Source organism: Trichococcus flocculiformis (assembly GCF_963662535.1).
GTDB lineage: Bacteria > Bacillota > Bacilli > Lactobacillales > Aerococcaceae > Trichococcus > Trichococcus flocculiformis.
Window position 1 is genome coordinate 1155007 of sequence record NZ_OY759718.1, and the last position, 20325, is coordinate 1175331.

The following is a 20325-nucleotide window of genomic DNA, read 5'->3' on the forward strand; positions in this document are numbered from 1 at the left end:
GATATGATAGATTTTAAAGAGGTGACCAGCATGAATATTGAAAATTTGTCAAACAAATATAACTTAAATGAAACCGAAAAAAACATTCTCTTATTTATCGAAACCCACGCTAAAGACATCAAAACTTTAGGCATCCGCGGTGTCGCGAAACAATGTTATACCTCGCCAGCTACCATCATCAACTTAGCCAAAAAAATGAATTTTTCCGGATACAGTGAATTGGTTTTCAAAATCAAAGAGAATGAGGTAATGGACAAGCAACTGGCCTTATCTGAAACGACGAAAACATTATTTTATAAAAAATTAGCAGAACGCTACTACGAGGACTTTGAGAAGATAATGAACGATTATCAAGACAAAATGATCATGATTTTAGGTTCTGGCTTTTCTCAGATTATTGGAAATTATATAAACGAGTCTCTCATCATCAACGGCTTTCGAAGCATATCCAATTCTCATTTGGAACTGATTCAAAAGGAGTATGCAAAAGAGACTCTGATTATTGTAGTCACAGAATCGGGCGAAACATCCCGATTGAAAGAATTAGTGAAACAAGCAAACGAAAATGGGGTTGAGGTGTTGAGTTTCGTCGGCAATGCGAATTCGGCTATTGCGGATGATTCCCGCTTAGCTATAGCGACTAATGATGATATTCAATTTTCAAAGAATCCTCATGAACCACATCTTTTTTACGGATCCGTTTTGCTTATTTTCGAATTCTTGCTAAGCAAATATTTGAAGCAAACCATCAGCTGATAAATTCATATTAACAGGACAATCAGCGATATCCTAGCTTATCGGACCATTCTATAACCTGTTCAAAAATCTAAAAACACGTTCACGAAAACGCTTAAACAGACGAAAAGTTTTTTATCCCAGAACGATGGTCTTTTTGAATGGGATATTGTTCGTCTTTCGGTTGGTCGGATACCAAAAACCACAGAACACCAGACAGATCGCTCCTCTGTCGGGCGACAGCCCAGGAAGGTGACTCGTTTACCCGAGAGCTAACCAGTCTGTCGATTGATCGGATACCGGAAACCACAAAACACCCGACAGATCGCTCTTCTGTCGGGCGTCAGCCCAGGCCGGTGACTCGCTTACCCGAGATCTAGCCAGACTGTCGACTGATCGGATACTGAAAACAGCACAATACCAGACAGATCGCTCCTCTGTCGGGCGTCAGCCCAGGCCGGTGACTCAGATACCCGAGATTTAGCCAGTCTGTCGACTGAATAGTTACCGCAAACCACTAAACAACAGACAATTCATTCTTCTGTCGGGCGTTAGCCCAGGACGGTAACTCATTTACCCGAGACCCGGCGCAGCTGTCGACTGAATAGTCACCGAAAACCGCAAAACACCCGACAGATTGCTCCTCTGTCGGGCGTCAGCCCAGGACGGTAACTCATTTACCCGAGACCCGGCGCAGCTGTCGACTGAATAGTCACCGAAAACCGCAAAACACCAGACAGATCGCTCTTCTGTCGGGCAACAGCCCAGGACGGTGACTCAGATGCCCGAGAGCACGCCAGTCTGTCGACTAATCGGATACCGGAAATCACAAAACACCAGACAGATTGCTCTTCTGTCGGGCGTAAGCCCAGGACGGTGACTCATTTACCCGAGAGTCAGTCAGTCTGTCGACTGATCGGATACCGAAAACCACAAAACACCAGACAGATCGCTCCTCTGTCGGGCGTTAGCCCAGGACGGTGACTCATTTACCCGAGATCAGGCGCAGCTGTCAACTAATCGGATACCGGAAAACACAAAGCACCAGACAGATCGTCTTTCTGTCGGGCGTCAGCCCAGGACGGTGACTCAGATACCCGAGAGCTAGCCAGTCTGTCGACTAATAGGATACCGGAAACCGCAAAACACCCGACAATCGCGCGATAGCAAAGCAAAAAGCATCGGCTCCCGCAGGAACCGATGCTTTTTGTTGCAGTTATCCGAAAAACACACGTATCAGCACCACAGCCATCACGACTTGCGCAGCACCAACAGTCAACCCGTAGAGCATGGCTTTGGGGCCTTCTTTGATGATGTCGGCGAATTTGACGCGCATGCCGATTGCGGCGAGGGCGGCGACTTCGAATTGGGTGCTGATGGCTTTTGAGGCGATCAGGGCGCTGTCGGGAACACCGATGAAGCTGCGGATCAGGAAGAAGACGACGAATCCGGTAAGGAACCACGGCACGCCGTAGGAGACGGCGGCCGGGGTGGCGGACGCTCCAGATTCTTCGCTGGCAGTAATCTCCGCGCTTTTTTTGCGCGTGAACAAAGATTCGCCTTCGTTCATGTTCATGCGCCCATACAATACGGCAACGCCGATGATCAGGAGTACGCGCATCAGCTTGAAGACGGTCGCCAGGGTAACGACGTCGTCATTGACGAGTTTGGCGGCGGCGACGACTTGGCCGACGGATTGGACGGTGCCGCCGATCAGAGCGGATGTCCGGAGCGTGTCGCTGCCGTAGAGGACGGCGCCCAGGACCGGCAGTAGGACCATCAGCGCGGTTCCAGTCAAGTTGACGATCGTGATCGAGATGCCTTTTTCCTTGTTGTCGGCTTGGACAATCGGCGAAACGGTCCCGATGGCAGAGGAACCGCAGACTGCGTTGCCGGCGCCCATCAGCAGCGAGAAGCGTTTGCCGAAGCCAAAGACTTTGCCCAACCGGTAGGTGACAAAAATTGTCAGCCCCATCTGCAGCAAAATAAAGACGAAGCCTTTGAACCCTGCTGACTTCAGTACCTGGAAATCCAAAATCAGCCCATTCAGGACGATGGCGTATTCCAAGAGCCGTTTCTCGGAAAACTTCGTACCCGAGCCTAGTTCCGGCCGGTTCAGGACCGTGTTGCCCAGCAGCATCCCCAACAAAATGGCGATCAAAGCGGCGCCGAGCGTCGGCAGGAAGCGGGCGAAAAATTGGCTGACCAATGAGATGGCGATGCTGGCGGCGAGGCCGGGCAGCACGCCATCGAGTTCTTTCTTGAGTGCATTTATTTTCATGAGTGTCGAAATCCTCCCTAAATGTTGCATTACAGTAATCTATTTTACCCGACTTTTTGCATAAATAAAAATAATGATTTATTATGCAGGTATAAGCAAAATTAATGGGAGGTGCCACACATGTTGGATTACCGCTACAAAACGTTTCTCACGCTGATCGACGAGGGCAGTTACACGAAAGCCGCCAAAAAATTGAACATTACCCAGCCGGCCGTCACCCAGCACATCCAGCATCTGCAGGAGGAACTGTGCGTCCAGCTGTTCCGCTATGAAGGCAAGCAGTTGTTGGTCACCGAAAAGGGGCGCTATCTGGAGGAACAACTCTCGCTGCTGAACCGCGATGTGGAGCGGATCCGCACACATCTGCTGCAGCAAGACGATGCACCGACGCTATCTTTCGGGGCGACACTGACGATCGGCGAGTACGTTATGCCGGGGCTGATCGGGCGCTACCTGGAGCAGCATCCGCGCCATCACCTGTCGATGGTCGTCGACAATACAGCCACGCTGACCGGCTTGATCCAGAAGGGGAAAATCGATTTCGCGCTGATCGAAGGCGACTTCAACCAGAGCCAACTCGGCTTCGAAAAGCTGTCCGACGAGCCATTCATCGGCGTCTGTGCGGCTGAAAGCCCGTTGTGGCGCAGCGAACAGGATTTGGCGGTGCTGTTCAGCGCGCACCTTTTTATCCGTGAGGAAGGCTCCGGTTCGCGGCGGATTTTGGAAAATGCCCTCTTGAAAGAGGGGGCGAACCTCAGTAGTTTCGGGCGGACGACGGTCGTTGGCGGCATCGGCCCGATCAAGCAGTTGGTGGCGGAGAACCGCGGCATCGCTTTTCTCTACCGCATATCGGTCGAAAAGGAACTGGAGGAGGGGACGCTGAAGGAGATTCCGATCCGAAGATTCGCCGTGGCGCATCCGTTCCATGTCGTCCATCTGAAGGATTTCCGGGATCGCGGGCCGCTCCAGGAACTGCTGTCTTTTTATCGTTGATCGGAATGCGCCGAACTTTGCTGGGATGCGCCATCCATCGGCTTTTCGTGACGCTCAAAAGTAAAACTAACTTTTCATCACCATTTAATCTTTGACAAACGTGGGGCAGTAGTGTAACTTACTATAGGGACTTTACGATAGAAGACATTTTTTGCCTTCACGTCCGTGTCTGTGTAAAGCGATTCCCAAAAAGGATTTGTGCACTAGCAGAGAGAGGGAAAGAGTAAATGAAAATTTTTGATTATGAAGACGTACAATTAATTCCGAACAAGAGCGTTGTTCAAAGCCGTTCTGAATGCGATACGACTGTGGAGCTTGGCGGTCGCACGTTCAAATTGCCGGTGGTGCCTGCGAATATGCAGACGATTCTGGATGAAGAACTTGCTGAAAAATTAGCGCGCGAAGGTTATTTTTACATTATGCATCGTTTTGATGAGGCGAGCCGTTTGCCGTTCATCCAAAAAATGCATGAAAAAGGTTTGTTTGCTTCGATCAGTTTGGGGATCAAAGCGGCAGAATTTGATTTCGTGAATGAATTGGCGGCTAAAAAAGCTGTTCCTGAATATACAACAATCGACGTGGCGCATGGTCATTCCGATGAAGTCATCCGTATGATCAAACACGTTAAAGCTGTGATGCCGGAAACATTCTTGATTGCCGGTAACGTGGGCACTCCTGAAGGCGTCCGTGAATTGGAAAATGCCGGAGCCGATGCTACAAAAGTGGGAATCGGGCCTGGTAAAGTCTGTACAACCAAAATCAAGACCGGTTTCGGTACAGGCGGCTGGCAATTGGCGGCGGTAAGCTGGTGTGCGAAAGCTGCAAGCAAACCGATCATCGCTGATGGCGGCGTGCGTACAAACGGAGATATCGCCAAATCGATCCGCTTCGGCGCGACAATGGTCATGGTCGGCTCATTATTGGCTGGACACGACGAGTCACCGGGCGAAACGAAGGAAATCAACGGTCGTTTGTACAAAGAGTACTTCGGCAGTGCTTCCGAATACCAAAAAGGCCAACGCAAAAACGTTGAAGGCAAGAAGATCTTGACGCCTTACCGCGGCACAATCGCGGACACCTTGAACGAAATGCGCGAAGATCTGCAATCCTCGATCTCCTATGCGGGCGGAAGAGATATTTCTGCTATCCGTAAGTGCGATTATGTATTGGTCAAAAACTCCATCTACAACGGCGACAGCAATCAAGGCATCATCGAAGCTGGCCGCAGCTCATATGGCGAAGGCGATACGATTTTGTAATTTAGAAAACAAACAAAAGAACAGCCCACAGCAGCGTCCGGTAGCTTTACCGGCGTAGCTGCGGGCTGTTTTATTTTCAGAGAAATCAGAAAAAAAGCGCAGATTTGGTCTTCGAAATCGGATTTCGGAAATCAAATCTGCACAAAACCACCACAAATTTTGGGAATGAGCATTTTATTGGGATATAAATATGCTTTAATAAAAGGACAATAGTTTGATTTTTTTAGAGAACGAGCTTATTATTTTGCTAAACCGCACGAAGTTTGTGTACTGATTTTCAAACTTTTTTGTAAAAAGTTGGATAGAAGCAGGGTTTCTAGCAAAAAACAATTTTGTATTTTCTGACAGTCGGATATAATTATATTGTATGTCTTTCGGCCGTTCGGCTAATATAACGGATGGGGTTCTCATACTAATAAAGTAAGTTATTTAGACAAACTAATTGTATTTAATTGATCTGACAAGGTTTGGCGTTAATTGTCATTTCATGTTGCTCAATAATGGCTAACATTTCGCTGTGTAGATTCTATTAAAAAACAGATAGAAAAGATTACGCAGTGGTGCTATACTAATCTTAGTAAGAGAGCTCTTACTAAGGTAAACAACTTTTGTTTAAATGGCAACGGTACACAGCCAATTGTAGAACACATTTTAAGCAATCGCTGGAGGTAGGTTTATATCAATCAATCACTAATGGAGCAGTCTGAAGTTTCTTTTCTGCCTATCCCGTAGCTGAAATCCTCCCCGCATTACCCCATCTCATTTTAATCATTTGATCGCAATACATAACTTCGCTTCGCTATAATGAACGAATATGAATTCTTCGCTACATTTTAGGTTCAGGCTGATGGGTTGGACGGAAAAGACGCTGAAGGAACAAAACAACTGCGAAAAGTCTGGGGCCGGAGTCCGAATCCGGCCCCAGACTGTTTTTTTGTATTTTATAAGTTGGTCAGGAGGTTAGGATGCAACTGTCCTGACCTATTTTTCGTTTATTCGGGAAGTGCGAAGTTTATCCCATAAACCAAATAACATATGGGGAATACTTTGCTGGTGCTTTTGCTACTTGTTCGTGCTGAACATCTTTGCTGGATAGGTTGGCATCAGTAGCTAAATCCTTTAAAATAAAACTATTAGTGACCAGTACTCCTAGGGCAAAGGACAAAACAATAATTTTTTTCATGATAGCGACCCCTTTTCTGAATATAATTTCTTTTATAGTTTCATTATAAAGAAGAAAAGTGCATTCTCAACTATTTAGTCGTATAATACTATTAAAAAAGAAGGTGTAGCCATGGCAAAAGAATTCGGAGATGTTCTGAAGGAAATAAGGGTAGATAGAGGGTATTCCCAACAGTATGTCGCAGAAGGCATTATGGGGCAATCTGCTTATTCTAAAATAGAAAGAAATGAAATAGAACCCACTTTTCGGAAATGGTTGGCTATTTTGGAGAAGTTGAATGTGTCAGTGGATGAGTTCCGCTATATTTTAAATAAAGAAGATTTGACGGCAAAAGAAAAGTTGATCAACGAATTTTTATCGTTAAATGCTAACCACCTAGATGATTTAAAATTGCTTAAAGATGCGATAAATGAGTATTTAAAAGTAGAGGAAGACTATTTGCTAAGAAACTTTTACTATGCATGCGAGAGCTTAATCATTTTACATGCAACCCAAAACATTGAAGAAGCACAGTTTTTTGCCAAGAAAGTTTGGGACCGTATGGACAAATTTGATAAATGGTACCTATTAGACATTCGCCTAATAAACTACATTTTATTTATTTTTCCGATTGATGTCGCCGTGAACATAGGCAAAAGAGTAATTCAACAATTAGCTCCTTATCATAAACTGAAAGAAGCAGAAGTTCTATTGATCAATATAGATATTAATTTAGCTCTTTTGCTGATTGATGATAAAAAATATCTGGAAGCTCTTTCCTATTTGGAAAAAGTAATCCCTCTATGTAAGAAAAGTCAAAAATATAATCAACTGGCAATTGCCTACGCAAGAAAAGGGATCATATTGACAAAAACAGGAAGAACTGAAGAAGGTTCTGAGTATATTAAGAAGGCTTGCGCTATATTGCATGCGATTGAAGACACGAAGTTGCTAAGTGAATTAGAAAAAGAACTTTCTCATTACCTGAATATGGAATCTGAAAATCCGCTACAACTAGATATGTTACTACAGGACTAGGTGTTCCACTTCAGAAAATAGAAAAGCAATTATAATGTACATTCAGAAATTAAAAATACGGCTATCCAGATCAAATGGATAGTCGTATTTTTTGTGGTTGGGTGTCTGTTGAGCAGATAGACTGGCGGACTCTCGGGTGTTGTGGATACCGTCCTGGGCTGACACCCGACAGAAGGGGGATCTGTCGGGTGTTTTGTGCTTTTCGGTAACTAAACAGTCGACAAACTGACTAGGTCTCGGGTAAACGAGTCACCGTCCTGGGCCGATGCCCGACAGAAGAGCGATCTGTCTGGTGTTTTGATGTTTTCGCTATCCGAACAGTCGACAGACTGACTAGCTCTCGGGTAACTGAGTCACCGTCCTGGGCTGACACCCGACAGAAGAGCAATCTGTCAGGTGTTTTATCATTTTCGGTATCTATTCAGTCGACAAATACGCGCGCTATCGATAAACGATAAAAAAGGAGGCGCCTCGATTTGAGGCACCTCCTTTTCATTATGTTTTTACGGCCCTAAGAAGAATTGAACTTCCGACACCTCGTTTAGGAAACGAGTGCTCTATCCGCTGAGCTATAGGACCAACAGAACACTATCCATTGTATCACTTATTGCGTGCAATTTCCACATTCATTTGAAAAAAATTCCCGCGAGTCACTGAAATGCGAAAAGCCAAAAAAGGCAGCCAATCAGCTGCCCTCTAAAACGTGTTCTGGCTCCCAGAAATCTGTGCCTAAGCTGACTATCATACACGGAAAAAAGCGTCCATTTAGTGTTAGTCCTCTCAGTGCTCGATTTCTACCCGGGATTTATCACACTCTGATCTCATTCATTTTCCAATGCCTCGATGCGCGCTTCCAAATCCGAGACCGTGCCCCTAAGCTCAGCGATTTCCGCTTGCAGACTCTCGATGTCGGCCGGTCGCACTTCGCCATCCGTCGTGCCGCTCATTTGCTGGAAGACCAAAGTAAGGCCAAAAATCAATAGCACTGCCCCGAAAATATACAACCAACTCAGGCTGGACGGTTTTTCCGGTTCCACCGCCTGTGAAACCTCCTCGAACTGTTCCATCCGTTTTTTTCGATCGACCACGATAAACACCCTGCTTTCGTGAAGACTTGTCTGACTCTCTACCCACATTATAGCTTATCGAAAAACAGAACTAAAGAAAAGTACCGTACCGTTACGAATTCTTAATAATGAGAAAACGGCGCCATTACCTCCGGCGAAAGGGTCGCTCGCCGGAGTAGTAGTTTCCGGTAATAGTCTTTCTCCTGTGAAGGAATGTTAGCCGGAGCTGGCAGATTTGCGGCACGCGCTTCAACGGTGAGCAGGTCCTTATCGGAGCTGACGCACGCTTACGGGCACCAGCTCCGGCGAAGCCGGACCTAACCGTAGGAGAAGGTGAGGCGCCATTACCTCCGGCGAAAGGGTCGCTCGCCGGAGTATGGGTTCCGGTAATAGTCCTTCTCCTGTGAAGGTATGTTGGCCGGAGCTGAACGCGGATGCGGAGGCTGTCCTCCGACGAACGAAGGCTCGGCGGAGGTGACAACGTCGGGCGATTGCCTGCTCCGACGAGGACAACCTTTACGGGAGCTGGTGCTTTCCTCCGGTGAGCGCCGTTCTCGACGGAGGTGAGGTTTCCGGTAATAGTCTTTCCTCCTGCGGGAGATTGTTAGCCGGAATTGGGGGCTGGGCAGCACGCTATTCTACGGTGAGCAGGTCCTTGTCGGAGCTGACGAACGCTTACGGGCACCAGCTCCGGCGCGCGCACCCTCGGTCGGAGGTAAGAAAAAAGCCTCCCGTCGCCGGGAGGCCTCACAAACATATATTACCTTAAAACGCCCAATCCCCATTGCGGAAGATCGGCATAACCGATCCGTCCTTGCGGATCCCGTCGATGTTCATATAAGCGGACCCGATCATGAAGTCCACGTGCGTAGTCGAGCGGTTCAAGCCGGCTGCAGCCAGCTCTTCTTGCGTCATTTCCGTACCGCCAACAACACTCGATGCGTAAGCGGAACCCAGCGCCAAGTGGTTGGAGGCATTTTCGTCGAACAACGTGTTGAAGAAGACGATACCGGATTGCGAAATCGGCGACGGATCCGGAACCAAGGCGACTTCGCCGAGGCTGCGTCCGCCGTCATTTTCTTCGACCAGACGTTTGATTGTATCTTCGCCTTTTTCAGCTGTCACTTCGGTCACTTGACCGTTCGCGAAGCGGAAAGTCATGCCGTCGATGATGTTGCCGGCGTAGCTCAACGGTTTCGTCGATTTCACGACACCATCAATGCGGCGGAAATCAGGCGCGCTGAAGACTTCCTCGGTCGGCATGTTGGCGATGAACTTCTCGTTCTGCGCGTTCACGCTGCCGGCGCTTTCCCAGATGTGATTTTGCGGCATACCGACAGTCAAATCGGTTCCGTTCGGCGCGGTGTAATGCAAAGCGTCGAATTGCTCGGCGTTCAGAACATCGGCTTTCGACAACAGGCGCGCTTCATGCGCATCCCAGGCAGCCACAGGATCGGCTTCATAGACGCGGCATGTCTTGAAGATTTCGTTCCACAAAGCGTCGACTTGTTCCTCTTCCGTCGCCAAATCCGGGAAGACTTTCGCAGCCCATTTCGCGCCGGCTGCGGCAGCGACGGTCCAGCTGACTTTGTTGGCTTGGGTCGCGATGCGTTGCGTATCGAAGGCGACGTTATTGGCTTTTTGGACAGCAGCCAACTTTTTGCCGTCGACGCCGTTCAGCGCATCCGGATCGGCCGAGCGTACCGAAAGGCGGCTGGCTTTCTTTTCAATCATGTCGAGGCTTTCATCAATCTTGTACTGCGGAACGTTCGTCATGCGCTCCTCGGACGTGTGCAGGTAGGTTTCGCGGGTGACGAAATCGTCGGTCCACTTGACGATGACTTCCTCGGCGCCCAACGCGTAGGCTTCCTTCGTCAACAGACGCGCGAACGGTGCCTGCTCGACGTCGATGGTGATGACGATCGTGTGGCCTTTTTGCACATTGATCCCTTTCGAAACCAACAATTTGGCGTACTTTTGCAGATTTTCCTCAAAATTCGGTAATGTCATTTTGTATTCACTCCCATGTTGTTAAACGTACTAGCACTATCATAGCACAACTTATCTCTATAAAATAGAGATGTCGGCCGTGAATTTGTGCAAAATTGACCCCAAAACGCAAAAAAACTCAGCCGAAGCTGAGCTTTGTCTATTTAACCTTGGGGGGATTAAACAGAAGCTGGAACCACAAGGGCTCCTGTAATTGATATAAAATCGATTACATGTACTATATTCTCACAGGTATGCCGAAAATGCAATATCTTTTCATAAAATAAACAAATTTGTTAAGCAAATGGGATTGTGCCAGCGACAGGGGCAAAATCCAGCTCCTCCGATAAGAGGTGGCTTCGCCGGAGCAGGCGGCTGAATGGCTGCGTCAGCTCCGACAAGGCCGCGCTCCCCGTAGAAGAGCGTGCCGCATAGCTGCCAGCTCCGGCCAGCATTCGCTGACAGGAGGACAGATTATTACCGGAAGCCCAACTCCGGTGAGAAGCCCGTTCCCCGGAGGAAGGCACCAGCTCCCGTAAAGGTTGTTCTCGCCGGAGCAGGCGAGCGTACGATATTGTCACCTCCGCCGAGCTCTCGTTCGTCGGAGGACAGCCTGCGCATCCGCGCCCAGCTCCGGCTAACATTCTCCCGAAGCAGGAGAGACTAATACCGGAAGCCCAACTCCGGTGAGAGGACGCAACTCGTCAAGATATGATTGCCTTTTCTAGCATTCTTTGAATCGGATCGGCGCTTCTACCAACGGTACTTTGAGCCGGAGGAAAACCTCCCGAAAGACGATCACCTCCGACCACGACGGCTTCGTCGGAGTACGTCCGCCGCACCGCGCAGCCTCCTCCGGCCAGCATTCCCTCGTCGGAGCTGAGCTACTGGGCACAACACTCTTCTCCGGGCAGCTCCCCTCTCACAGGAGGAGGGAATCACCCTTCCCCCTAGAACCTCATCTCGTTCAGCCAATCGGTTAGTTTTTCTTCGCGTGCTGCATCCGGACCGGTGTATGCGCCCAGAATCAGTTCGTCTTTGATTTTGCCGTCGCTTAAATAGATGATCCGAGCTGATCGGTTGGCTACTTTGGCGTCATGCGAGACGAGGATGATACTTGTACCTTGGTTATTGATGGCATTGAGGATATCCATCACTTCTTCGGTTGTGCTGCTATTGAGTGCGCCTGTTGGTTCATCGCCAAACAGCACACTCGGTTGGTTGATGAGAGCACGGCATATGGCTGCCCGCTGCAGCTGACCGCCGGATACCTCGTTGATGGTATGACTGGCGATGTGGTCGATGCCGGTCATTTTCATATATTCTTCTGCGTTTTCGACAACTGCTTCCCTGGGCACCATTTCCGCTTTAAAACCGGGCAAAATGATATTGTCGCGGATGGAAAGATTTTTCAGGAGATAGGAATGCTGGAAAATAAAGCCCATGTGCTTCAAACGCACCTCGCTCATTTCGGCATCCGGTAGTCCTGCCAAGTCCAGGTTGTCATAAGAAATGGTTCCTGAAGTTGCCCGGTCCATGCCGCTGATGCAATAGAGGAGCGTCGATTTTCCCGAACCGGATTGCCCCATGATAGTCAGGAATTCGCCGGCAGCCACCTCGAGATTTATATCTTTCAATATCTTCATTTCACCGAAATTTTTATTGAGGTTTTGAACTTGTAACAAGATTTGCATGGTGAATCCCCCTATTCGTTAACGATGGCTACAATCGATGATCGTTTTCTTGCTTTCAGCATGCTCCAAGTGACAAACAAAGCGATGACGATAAATACTATCGGAACAAGCAGATAATTGACGGATGGATTGATGATGAAGTCAACTTGCTTGATGCCCAAGCCCGTGAAAGCCAAGCCGAAATTAAGCGCGGTTTCACCGAGCAAGCCGGCCAGCAGGATGCCCGCAACCACACCCGCGCTTGCTACGAGACCAATTTTCATCAGGTATTGTTTGGTGAGGTCTTTCCCAGAAAATCCGATGGCAGTAAGGATCGCCAATTCCGCCGCATTTTGGGCCAAGCGCAGTTTCAAAAAGAGACCTGTGATGAGCGCCACCATTCCTGCCGCGATCAAAGCGATGACTACTACAACAGCCTTCAGTTGCGATGCGACACCACCCAAAGTCTGATCAATGAATGCCTGCATCGAATCGATGGAGACCCCGGACTTGATGACATTTGCCCATTCAGCTGCTTTTTCGTCGCTGTCGGTTCCTTCGGCCAAGTCCACGGAAAGCTGGTATTGTATAATTGGTAAGGCACTAAATTTGCGGACGGCTTTAGCGGAATACCCGCCATTGGTGACATCCTGATAAATACCTGATACGGTAAAGACTCCACTATTCAGTAAAATAGCTTCGCCAACAGCTTTTCCGGTTCGCTCCGCATTCAAATAGGAGAGCGCTATCTCGTTCTGCATCTCAGGGGCAACTCCGTTCAAGTATTTTAGCCCTTCCCCTGCGCCAGGCCCTGTATCAACATGGAGGTTCAGTAATTCGTTTTCCGAATCGGTTGTTTGGACACTGACGCGTTTGACAATCTGAATGTTTGCAACATTTGGGTCTTCGCTTAGGAGCGCTTGGGTTTTTTGAAAATTTTCGTCCATCTGTTGGCTATTATCGATTTCGATCAAAATATCGCGGTAGGGACTCCCCATATAGGTGACAAATTCAGGAGCTTGCATCGTGCTCAGCAAGTTCAATGGGACCACCACCATGGCAACGGCGAGCAGCATGATGAAAAAAATCATCGCCCATTTTTTGAATTGATAAAACACTTCGCGACTTGCCAACAGCCAGTTGACGGAGCGATTTCTGGCCTTGTGTAGCCCGTCTTTGATCTTGGTTTTATTTTTATCAAAACCAGAATTTGATGTGAATGCTTCGACGATCGTGAGCTGGCGAATGCTGTTCACTATTTTTTTGCTGTAAAGAATAATCAGCGTGTAGACCACCACTGCCGCTACGACGGAAAAGACAAGCGCGAGCGTGGACAGTCCGCTGTCACCGAACGTTGCACTGATGTGATCCGTGAAATAACCGTTGGTGGAATTGGAAATAAGCAATCCCGCCATCACGCCGATTGCTGCCAAGAAACGATATTTGGTCATATAAATGTTTTTGATGTCTGTGTTGCTGAGGCCGATTGCTTTCATCGTGCCGATTTCGCGTATTTCTTCTTCAAGCGTTGACATGATTGTGTATTTCAAGCAGATGAAAGCGATGAGGACAAGAATGAAGCTCACAATCAGGAGGACAAAGACAATGGCGATATCGGTCAGGGCACTCAATAGAAAGATCATGGTGTAGGTGATGGTCGGCCCATTCATAGGAAGATCAGCGTTTTCATAGACAGTCTGGAAAGCTGCGGCTTCGTCGGGCTGATTGAAATAGGCTTCGATCAGGTATTCTTTTTCAAAATCCGCGGCAAGCATGGTTGCATAATCAGCATCGCTCAACAGAATGCGTGTAGACGAGGTCATAGGGGAATTCATCTGAGCATCTAGCACGAATTCAGTAATCGTGAACTGTTTGCCGGCGATTTCAATTTGGTCGCCAAGCTGGAGATCATAGCGAGTTTGCAGGAGTGCGGGCATGCCGATTTCGCCCGGAGACAATTGGACTTTTTGGTGGTTGCTGTCGAGGAGGATATCTTTTTGGTCATTTTGTTTAATCAGGCTGACGTCAAGGCGCAGGTCGGACATGGTAAAGGTGGCATCTTCCGAACTAACGGCGATCTGGTCGCCAAATACGCCCAGCATCGTTTGGACTTGCCAGTCTGTGACCGCATCATCCGAATTCATGAATGTCGTCAATGTGGTTTCATCGATTTCCCCTTTATGCATCTGGAGAAAATGTGGCGGTTGGGCAACTTCGAAGAAATTGGTAATCGACGTAATCGTTTGAATACCAATCACAACAGACGTAGTCGCAAGGAACGCAGAAATCGTTATGAATAAGAGCAGCGTTGCATTGATGAGCTTGTTTCGCTTCAAATCATTTTTAACAATCAGACTGTTCACTTTATCACCTTCCATTAAGGTTATTCATGGTTGCAGCATGGCATAAGGGCGCTTTCACCTCACTAAGTCTATTATAGTTTGAAATGATAGAATATGCTCATAATATGGCGCCTGCTTCATAGCGCTGACGCGCTCCTCCGGTGAGGAGCGCCTCTGCCGGAGGAAAATACCTAAAAAGATCATCACCTCCGACAACCGCGGCTTCGCCGGAGTTCCGCCGCCCGCCACGCACTCTCTTCCGGCGAACATTCTCTCGCAGGAGTTGATCTCTCTGGCGCAGTCTGTCTTCCGATGAGCGTCCCGCTCATCGGAGCTGACCGTTTCCTCCTGTAAAGGGGTGCCCTGCCGGAGGAAAACACCCAAAAAGATCATCACCTCCGACCACGGCGGCTTCGCCGGAGTTCCGCCGCCCACCACGCACTCTCCTCCGGCGAACATTCCCTCACCGGAGCTGAGTAGTGGTCGCAACAACCACTTCCGGCGTTCCCCGGAGGAAGGCACCAGCTCCCGTAAAGGTTGCCCTCGCCGGAGCAGGCGAGCAGCCGACGTTGTCACCTCCGACGATCCCTTGTTCGTCGGAGGACAGCTTCCACATCCGCGCCCAGCTCCGGCTAACATTCGCTTGCAGGAGTAGAGACTATTTCCGGTAACCGCAACTCCGGTGAGAAGCCCGTTCCACGGAGGAAAGCCCTAGCTCCCGTAAGGGTTGTCCTCGCCGGAGCAGGCGAGCGGCCGACGTTGCTACCTCCGACGAGCCCTCGTTTATTGGAGGACAGCATCCGCATCCGCGCCCAGCTCCGGCTAACATTCTCCCGAAGGATGAGATACTATTACCGGAAGCGCAACTCCGTCGAGAAGCCCGTTCCCCGGAGGAAAGCCCTAGCTCCTTTAAGGGTTGTCCTCGCCGGAGCATGCGAGCGGCCGATATTGTCACCTCCGACGAGCCCTTGTTCGTCGGAGGACAGCCTTCGCATCCGCGCCCAGCTCCGGCCAACATTCTCCCAAAGGAGGAGAGATTATTACCGGAACTGCAACTCCTGTGAGAAGGACGCTCACCGGAGGAAAGCACCAGCTCCGACCAAGGTTGTCCTCGCCGGAGCAGGCGAACGCACGATATTGCCACCTCCGCCGAGCCCTCGTTCGGCGGAGGACAGCCTCCGCATCCGCGCCCATCTCCGGCCAGCATTCTCCCGCAGGAGGACAATCATTACCGGCAACCGCACCTCCGGCGAGAGGGGCGTTCGCCGGAGGTGGGCACCAAACCAAAAAAAAGGAACCGAGGGTCCTTAGACTACTCGGTTCTTCACATTCTTATATTTTTCAAACTACTGTATCATCCTCAATCGCCAGCACTTCCAGTGTTGTTTCCAGCTCGCGTTTTTTTGCTGCTAAGCTTTCCATGACATCCTCGGTGCTGTCCTGGAGCTTCTTCAGGTTTTCAATATTCTTTTCGATAATGACTTTGGTTCCCCAATCGGAGAAGAGGTTGTCGAAGAAGATGTCCAGGGCGCGTTGGGTGGAGGAGATGGTCTCGAGATCGCTTTCGAAGACGAAATCGAGGTCGCGCAGCTCACGGGCAAACGTGTAGACGGTCTGTTCGAGATGCAGCAGGGAGGCTTCGGCGGCATCGAGCTTGTCATTTTTCAGAAAATCGAGGATGAGGCTGCTGTCGGTGATCAGGTCCCAGGTCGAAATGGCGTCGGCGGCGTCGAGGCCACTGATGATATCCGAGAGAGCTTCCAGCACCGCCAGACCGGCTTGTTCGGCTTCGTTCGTTTCGCGCCATTCGTGCTGGATCGCCAGAATCTGTTGCTGGCGTTCGCTGATGACCTGGTTCATGTCCGGATGTCTGCGGAGCACGTCTTCCTTGATGTTGCGCAGCCGCAGTTTCTTCTCCTCGATGTCCGCTTCGACTTCCTTGACCCTGCGCGCGGCGGCGATCTTCATCGCGTAGGCTTTGTCGAACTCGACTTTGGCGCCGATGATTTCGCGGTACTCCTTGTCATAGCGGCGGTCGAAATTGCCGAACAGTTTCAGCAGCGTATTCGAGAAGCTGTCGTTGCGCAGCCGTTCGAGGTCGCGGTTCTCCTTTTCCAAGTTCGCGATGGCTTTTTCAAGCGCTTCTTGGTATTTCGAAAGATTCTCCTCGGCGTTGAAAAGCTTGCGCGCCAACGATCCTAACTGGAGCATCAGTATTTCATATTCCATTCCGACATCCATGTAATCGCCTCCTTCCTGTTGTAAAAAAGAAGAGTCAACTGCAGGGATTCCCGAATGCCGACTCTTGCTTTTGTGTTGCTTATTTGTTCAGCGCCGCTACCATCGCATCAGAGAATTTCTGCAGGTTGGCGATGTCCTCTTCTTCGGCGTTCAAATCGATTTTGACATTTTCTGCGCCGATTGTTGCCCCGAACTTCTTGAATTGTTCCTCAAAATCATCGACTGCCTTGCAGTAGTATTCGTAGAACGTATCCCCGGAGCCGACGACACCAGCGATTTTGCCTGTGAAATCGACGTCTTCCATCTCTTCATAGAAATCCATAAATTCGTCTGGCAGGTCGCCGTCCGTTCCGTATGTGTAGGTTGCGATGATGTTCATGTCATATTCCAAGAAGTCCTCGGGTGCGACTTGTGTGCATTCTTTCACTTCTACGTCCACGCCCAATGCTTCCAATTGGTCTGCGACGATATCGGCGATTTCTTCGGTATTTCCTGTCAAACTTGCGTATACGATCAATGCTGATGCCATAGTAATTCCCTCTTTCTCTCACGATTGCTTTCTTAAGCAAAGTATACCAAAGTTCTGGTGGCTTGGCATCAAATAATCGCAGAATCTCCCTCGGCCGCGCACCTCCGACGAGCGCGGCCTTCGCCGTAGCTGGTGCGTGGAAGATGGTGTGTCTTCCGATTAGGCTTGGTTCGACGGAGGACAGACTGCGAATCCGCACCCAGCTCCGGCTAACATTCGCTTGCAGGAGGAAGACGGATACCGAAGAGCCCAACTCCGTTGAGAAGGGCACTCACCGGAGGAAGGCACCAGTTCCTGTTAAAGTTTGCTTCGCCGGAGCATACGAGCGTGTGAAATCCGTACCACCGGCGAGCCATCGTTCGTCGGAGGACAGCAGGCGACCGCGCGCTCAGCTCCGGCCAACATTCGCTTGCAGGAGAAGGACGGATACCGAAGAGCACAACTCCGTCGAGAAGCCCGCTCACCGGAGGAAAACACCAGCTCCCGTTAGGGTTTGCTTCGCCGGAGCAGGCGCGAGCGCGAAATCCGTACCTCCGCCGAGCCCTCGTTCGCCGGAGGACAGCATCCATCCGCGCGCTCAGCTCCGGCCAACATTCGCTTGCAGGAGAAGGACGGATACCGAAGAGCACAACTCCGTCGAGAAGCCCGCTCACCGGAGGAAAACACCAGCTCCCGTTAGGGTTTGCTTCGCCGGAGCAGGCGCGAGCGCGAAATTCGTACCACCGACGAGCCTTCGTTCGCCGGAGGAAAGGCTGCTTCCGCGCGCTCAGCTCCGGCTAACATTCGCTTGCAGGAGGAAGATGAATACCGAAGAGCCCAACTCCGTTGAGAAGGGCGCTTACCGGAGGAAAGCACCAGCTCCTGTTAGGGTTTGTTTTGCCGGAGCTGGTGCGAGCGTAAAACGCTCACCTACGGCGAGTTCTTGTTCGTCGGATGAAAGGGTGCGAATCTGAGCTCAGCTCCGGCTAGTCCTCGGTAATCGGAGGATACCGAATCGTTGGCACCACAACTCCTGTCAGGCAGTGGGAACGGGAGGTTGTCACTTTCAAGCAGCCGTTTCTCCGGTGAAAGGATACGTCGTCGGAAATCGTTGGAGGAATGAAAAAAGCCAACTGAGATGGAATGCAGATACTACAGGTGACAGTTGAATTCAAAAGGAGGAGAGGTAATGGCATATAAGGAACGCGAAAAGCCACGGATACTTTGCATTTACGAGGCATTGGCCAAGCGTATGAAGTTGGGGCCGGGAGATCAGTATTATTTGTTGCATATGGATGGGGGATTCGGGGGTGAATGCGGGCTGGATGTGCACACGGATGCATTGGATTCGCGCTGTTTGGTGCTGAATGATTTGCAGTTGCGGCACAATCGCGTTTCGATTCAGATCGATACGCTGGTGATTTGTCCCGATAAACTTTTAGTGTACGAAACGAAAAACCACAAAGGGGATCATCTGTGGGGGCCGCTGACATTCCGGAAGCCAAGTGGTGCCACGATGGAAAATCCGTCGCTTCAGCTGAATCGGACGATGGCAAGATTGGGGGTGCTGCTTGCGGAGCTGAAGATCGAGATGCCGATTGAAGGCTTCGTCGTCTTCATCAATCCCGAGTTCAATTTGCTGAGTAATCGTAAAATTGAGGAATACTTGCTTCCCGGGCAGATTCCGCGTCATTTTCAGAATTTTCGGGTGAGAGGAGAAATTCGGCCGGAGCAACAGCGGCTGGCGGATGCGTTGATCCGGATGCACAATCCGCGCCATTTTTCCGAGGAATTGCCGGAAATCGACTACGCGAAGTTGCGAAAAGAGCTGTTTTGCCTCGATTGCGGTTCGGCGGTGCGCCTTGATGGGGTGAAGTCAGTCTATTGTCCGGTCTGCAAGAAGAGGAGGCGGACGACGAAAACGATTCTGCACAATGTCGAGGAGTTCCGGCTGCTTTTTCCGGATGCGAAAGTGACGACGCCGCGGATGGCCGAATGGTGCGGGATGGATAATAAGGATCGGATTTATCGTGTGCTTTGTAAGAACTATACGGCCGTGGGAAAATGCCATGGACGCCATTACGTATAAGGGCAAGAACTCCGACGAAGCTGCGGCTCGTCGGAGTTCTTGCCTGTTTGTTTGTCTGAGGGATTATATACCGGCTGGACAGTGTTCTCCGATAAGAGGTTGTTCGCCGGAGCTGGTGCGAGATGGAGATCCTGTCCTCCGATGAGAGGTAGTTCGCAGGAGAACAAGCTGTGATTGTATGCGCAGCTCCGGCTAGGATCCGGTAATAGGAGGAAAACGGATACCGAAGAGCCCAACTCCGTTGAGAGGGGCGCTCATCGGAGGAAAGCACCAGCTCCTGTCAGGGTTTGTTTCGCCGGAGCAGGAGCGAGGGCAAAGGTCGTACCTCCGGGGAGCCGTTGTTCGACGGAGGACAGCTTGCGTCCGCGTGCTCAGCTCCGGCCAACATTCGCTTGCAGGAGGAAGATGAATACCGAAGAGCCCAACTCCGTTGAGAAGGGCACTCATCGGAGGAAGGCGCTAGTTCCTGTTAGGGTTTGTTTCGCCGGAGCAGGAGCGAGGGCAAAGGTCGTACCTCCGGGGAGACATCATTCGACGGAGGACAGCATCTGAATCCGCGCTCTGCTCCGGTTAGGATCCGGTAATAGGAGGAAGATGGATACCGAAGAGCCCAACTCCGTCGAGAAGGGCGCTCACCGGAGAAAGGTACCAGTTCCTGTTAGGGTTTGTTTCGCCGGAGCAGGCGGGAGTGTGAAATTCGTACCTCCGGGGAGACATCATTCGACGGAGGACAGACTGCGAATTCGCGCTCAGCTCCGGCTAGGATCCGGTAATAGTAGGAAGATGAATACCGAAGAGCCCAACTCCGTTGAGAGGGGCACTCACCGGAGGAAGGCACCAGCTCCTGTTAGGGTTTGTTTCGCCGGAGCAGGCGAGAGTGTGGAATTCGTACCTACGGGGAGACATCGTTCGACGGAGGACAGCATAAGATTCCGCACTCAGCTCCGG

General features: G+C 50.2%; 13 protein-coding genes and 1 tRNA gene. 5 read left to right on the top strand and 9 right to left on the bottom strand.

Annotated elements, in window-relative coordinates:
- Positions 1-3 precede the first annotated feature (3 nt).
- Entirely contained in the window at positions 4-756 is a 753-nt protein-coding gene (locus ACKPCD_RS05720) for a MurR/RpiR family transcriptional regulator (protein WP_321434294.1), read from the top strand.
- Between the two features lie 1195 nt (positions 757-1951).
- On the opposite strand, the gene ACKPCD_RS05725 is transcribed toward ACKPCD_RS05720, so the two are convergent.
- The gene (locus tag ACKPCD_RS05725) at positions 1952-3016 is read right to left on the bottom strand and encodes a YeiH family protein (RefSeq protein ID WP_321434295.1); all 1065 of its coding nucleotides are present in this window, start codon (positions 3014-3016) and stop codon (positions 1952-1954) included.
- Between the two features lie 120 nt (positions 3017-3136).
- Here ACKPCD_RS05725 and ACKPCD_RS05730 point away from each other — a divergent pair, with 120 nt between their 5' ends.
- Both ACKPCD_RS05730 and ACKPCD_RS05735 read left to right on the top strand, forming a co-directional pair.
- Positions 3137-4009, top strand: coding sequence for a LysR substrate-binding domain-containing protein (locus tag ACKPCD_RS05730; RefSeq protein ID WP_321434296.1), 873 nt, complete (start codon positions 3137-3139; stop codon positions 4007-4009).
- 227 nt (positions 4010-4236) lie between these two features.
- The gene (locus ACKPCD_RS05735; RefSeq protein ID WP_321434297.1) at positions 4237-5268 is read left to right on the top strand and encodes a GMP reductase; all 1032 of its coding nucleotides are present in this window, start codon (positions 4237-4239) and stop codon (positions 5266-5268) included.
- A gap of 1012 nt (positions 5269-6280) precedes the next feature.
- Here ACKPCD_RS05735 and ACKPCD_RS05740 read toward each other — a convergent pair.
- Complete coding sequence (locus ACKPCD_RS05740; RefSeq protein WP_321434298.1) at positions 6281-6451, bottom strand: hypothetical protein; 171 nt, start codon at positions 6449-6451, stop codon at positions 6281-6283.
- A gap of 111 nt (positions 6452-6562) precedes the next feature.
- Between ACKPCD_RS05740 and ACKPCD_RS05745 the strand changes: the two genes are divergently transcribed.
- Positions 6563-7468 carry a helix-turn-helix domain-containing protein gene (locus ACKPCD_RS05745; RefSeq protein WP_321434299.1) on the top strand — a complete coding sequence of 302 codons (906 nt, stop codon included), beginning with the start codon at positions 6563-6565 and terminating at the stop codon, positions 7466-7468.
- A gap of 506 nt (positions 7469-7974) precedes the next feature.
- Here the strand turns inward: ACKPCD_RS05745 and ACKPCD_RS05750 are convergent.
- From ACKPCD_RS05750 to ACKPCD_RS05780, 7 genes are all read right to left on the bottom strand, one after another.
- Positions 7975-8047, bottom strand: a tRNA-Arg gene (locus ACKPCD_RS05750).
- Positions 8048-8289: 242 nt separating this feature from the next.
- The gene (locus ACKPCD_RS05755) at positions 8290-8556 is read right to left on the bottom strand and encodes a hypothetical protein (protein ID WP_321434300.1); all 267 of its coding nucleotides are present in this window, start codon (positions 8554-8556) and stop codon (positions 8290-8292) included.
- A 744-nt stretch (positions 8557-9300) separates the two neighbouring features.
- Complete coding sequence (locus ACKPCD_RS05760) at positions 9301-10545, bottom strand: aminopeptidase (protein WP_321434301.1); 1245 nt, start codon at positions 10543-10545, stop codon at positions 9301-9303.
- 929 nt (positions 10546-11474) lie between these two features.
- On the bottom strand, positions 11475-12218 hold the full coding sequence (locus tag ACKPCD_RS05765; protein ID WP_321434302.1) for an ABC transporter ATP-binding protein: 744 nt from the start codon (positions 12216-12218) through the stop codon (positions 11475-11477).
- An 11-nt stretch (positions 12219-12229) separates the two neighbouring features.
- On the bottom strand, positions 12230-14560 hold the full coding sequence (locus tag ACKPCD_RS05770; protein WP_321434303.1) for an ABC transporter permease: 2331 nt from the start codon (positions 14558-14560) through the stop codon (positions 12230-12232).
- Between the two features lie 1320 nt (positions 14561-15880).
- Positions 15881-16780, bottom strand: a complete 900-nt coding sequence (locus ACKPCD_RS05775; RefSeq protein WP_321434304.1) for a hypothetical protein — start codon at positions 16778-16780, stop codon at positions 15881-15883.
- A gap of 79 nt (positions 16781-16859) precedes the next feature.
- Positions 16860-17309, bottom strand: a complete 450-nt coding sequence (locus ACKPCD_RS05780) for a flavodoxin (RefSeq protein WP_068562591.1) — start codon at positions 17307-17309, stop codon at positions 16860-16862.
- 1168 nt (positions 17310-18477) lie between these two features.
- Between ACKPCD_RS05780 and ACKPCD_RS05785 the strand changes: the two genes are divergently transcribed.
- Positions 18478-19377, top strand: coding sequence for a nuclease-related domain-containing protein (locus ACKPCD_RS05785; RefSeq protein ID WP_321434305.1), 900 nt, complete (start codon positions 18478-18480; stop codon positions 19375-19377).
- Positions 19378-20325: the final 948 nt, after the last annotated feature.